Genomic DNA, 2717 nt, shown 5'->3' with positions numbered 1-2717 from the left:
TCAATTTTAACATCGCAAGAGGTATACCTTTTTTGTGTATTAGAAAACATACCAAATCGAAAATTAAACCTATCGCCGTTAATTTCTCCACTTGCAGAACAAAAAGGGTCACCTATTAGAAAGTTCCGGTCAAGCAGGCAGCTGTATTTTCTTGATCTTTTTATTCAAAAACCAAGTGTTCTTATTATTTAATATTCAATTTAAATATGACTACGCACCTAGTAATGACGTCGGTTGGTGTGAATATGCACCAGTCACCCATATGAATTTAGGCAGTTTAATTAAGCATTATTAATGATTAATTAAGGCCATTGGCTTTCGCCTCAGTCATCGTTTAGTCGCAATGTCAGGCCAGTTTATGGCTGTGTTTACACACTCTGTAAGAACTCTGTGGTTTATGCTTACACATAACCGACCCTTTGTGGCTCAAACATTGGGCATATTCAGTGTTTAAAATGCGAGCGATTAACGTGCGGGCTCAATTAAATCTAATGGTTTTAACAACCCCATTACTAGCTCAACACGATAACCTAATTTGTTTTATAGACGCTAAGCAAGAGCCTTGTTTTCACTGAATGGTACATTGTCTTTAAGCACGTGATAACACGCTCTTACGAGCTTATGCCCAACTGTTTTAATAGCGACTCCCTTGTGTGCCTTAGCCAACTTTCGTTGATAATACTTTTTAACTGTCGGGTTATAACGAATTGTAAAATTAGCGGCCTCAGTAAAGGCCCAAATCTTGACTTCATACATCATAATTTATAAGTATCCGCACATCGCTGTATTTAGAAAGAGTGCTAGAAGCTTATGGCGTCTGCTCTCTTATATGAATAACGTTACGCCAATAGTTTCAAGTTATAACTAAGAGAACCAACTGCCTTTCTTACTTAATACAGAGTAAGTTATTAGAATAGAGATGACAGCTAAACCTAGCCCTATAAATATGTTACTAAATGATATGTATGTAGCGCAAATTAATGTCACTCCACAACTCATTTTTATAGCAATATTTCTGTTTGATTTTAACTTGAACATTTTTGACATACTAATAACTCCTTTTATAGCACTGCAGGTTTATTGAAGGATACTTTTCTTTTTTACGCTGGAATATCCTTAGTTTATGGGCTTCTATTAATAGCAAATTGTGTAAATTATTACCAATAATAAATATTATGCCTAGGATGGGTTGTCATATTGTTAGTAAAGGGTGGCTAGTTGTTAAATATCATTTGAATGCCCATTAACCGCCGCCTTTAACTTAAATCAAATCACTTCAACACCCTTTAATATATTTCATGTGCATTTTATAACCAAGAAGTGCTAGGTTAGTGGTAAATTAATTGAAGGAAATAATTATGAAATTAGAGTCATTAGCACTGCACCACGGTTACGAATCTGAGCCTACGACCAAATCGGCAGCCGTGCCTATCTATCACACTTCTTCTTATACATTTGATAACACGCAGCATGGCGCTGATTTATTCGATTTAAAAGTACCTGGGAATATTTACACCCGCATAATGAACCCAACCAATGCCGTACTTGAACAACGTATTGCTGCAATGGAAGGGGGCATTGGTGGGCTAGCCGTGGCCTCTGGGATGGCCGCTATTACGTATGCTATTCAATGCTTGTGTGAAGTCGGTACTAATATTGTAAGTACCAGCCAAGTATATGGTGGCACGTATAACTTATTTGCACATACCTTACCTAGGCAAGGTATTGAAGCGCGCATGATTAAAGCCGATGACTTTACCGCGTTCGAGAATGCAATTGACGACAACACCCGCGCTGTTTTTTGTGAATCTATTGGTAATCCTGCAGGTAATATTGTTGATATTGAACGTTTAGCACGTATTGCACACAGTAAAGGTGTGCCGCTTATTGTTGATAATACCGTGGCTACGCCGTATTTATGCCGCCCATTTGAGCTGGGCGCCGATATAGTGGTTCACTCACTTACAAAGTATATAAACGGGCACGGTACTGCCATTGGCGGCATGATTGTCGACTCAGGTAAATTTGATTGGAAAGCGAATGCTACGCGTTTTGCAATGATGAACGAGCCCGATCCGTCGTATCACAATGTGGTGTATACCGAAGCTTTTGCTGAAGCTGCATTTATTGGACGTTGCAGAGTAGTGCCACTTAGAAATACCGGCGCAGCGCTTGCGCCTAAAAACGCATCTGACATTTTAATCGGCCTTGAAACCTTAGGCTTAAGAATGGATCGCCACTGCGAAAATGCACAGCAGTTAGCTGAATATTTAGAAAATCATCCAAAAGTACTTTGGGTTAATTACGCAGGGCTTAAATCAAGCCCGTATAACGAAATGAGTCAAAAAATTACCAGTGGTAAAGCATCCGGTATTTTAAGTTTTGGTATTGCTGGTGGCCTAGAAGCAGGTACTCGTTTTATTGATGCGCTAAACATGATTTTACGCTTAGTTAATATTGGTGATGCCAAGTCGCTTGCGTGCCATCCTGCGTCAACTACACACCGCCAATTAAATGATGAAGAACTTGCTAATGCGGGCGTAAGCCGCGATTTAATTCGTTTGTCGGTTGGTATTGAAAACATTGCAGACATAATTGCCGATGTAAGCCAAGCGCTCGATAAAGCATAGTTACCTCACTACCTTTCATAAAAAACTTTAAAGCATAAAAAGCGTTAGTTGAAAATAAACTATCGTTTTTTATGTTTTTCTAAAATC

The 2717-nt window shown here is 38.8% G+C and carries 1 protein-coding gene; it reads left to right on the top strand.

Going from position 1 to position 2717, the window contains the following annotated elements; translation table 11 throughout:
* The first annotated feature begins 1358 nt into the window (after positions 1–1358).
* Positions 1359–2630 (top strand): aminotransferase class I/II-fold pyridoxal phosphate-dependent enzyme, encoded by a 1272-nt coding sequence (locus GQR46_RS18435; protein WP_101162859.1) that lies wholly within the window; start codon positions 1359–1361, stop codon positions 2628–2630.
* Positions 2631–2717 lie beyond the last annotated feature (87 nt).

It is taken from the genome of Pseudoalteromonas sp. Z1A6, from assembly GCF_011378745.1.
Taxonomy (GTDB): Bacteria; Pseudomonadota; Gammaproteobacteria; order Enterobacterales; family Alteromonadaceae; genus Pseudoalteromonas; species Pseudoalteromonas arctica.
The sequence above is the reverse complement of the archived record's forward strand: the minus strand, read 5'-3'. Positions and strand labels throughout refer to the sequence as shown.

Coding starts and splice junctions, on each gene's coding strand:
- GQR46_RS18435 (WP_101162859.1), top strand. CDS start 1,359: ATGAAATTAGAGTCATTAGCACTGCACCACGGTTACGAATCTGAGCCT.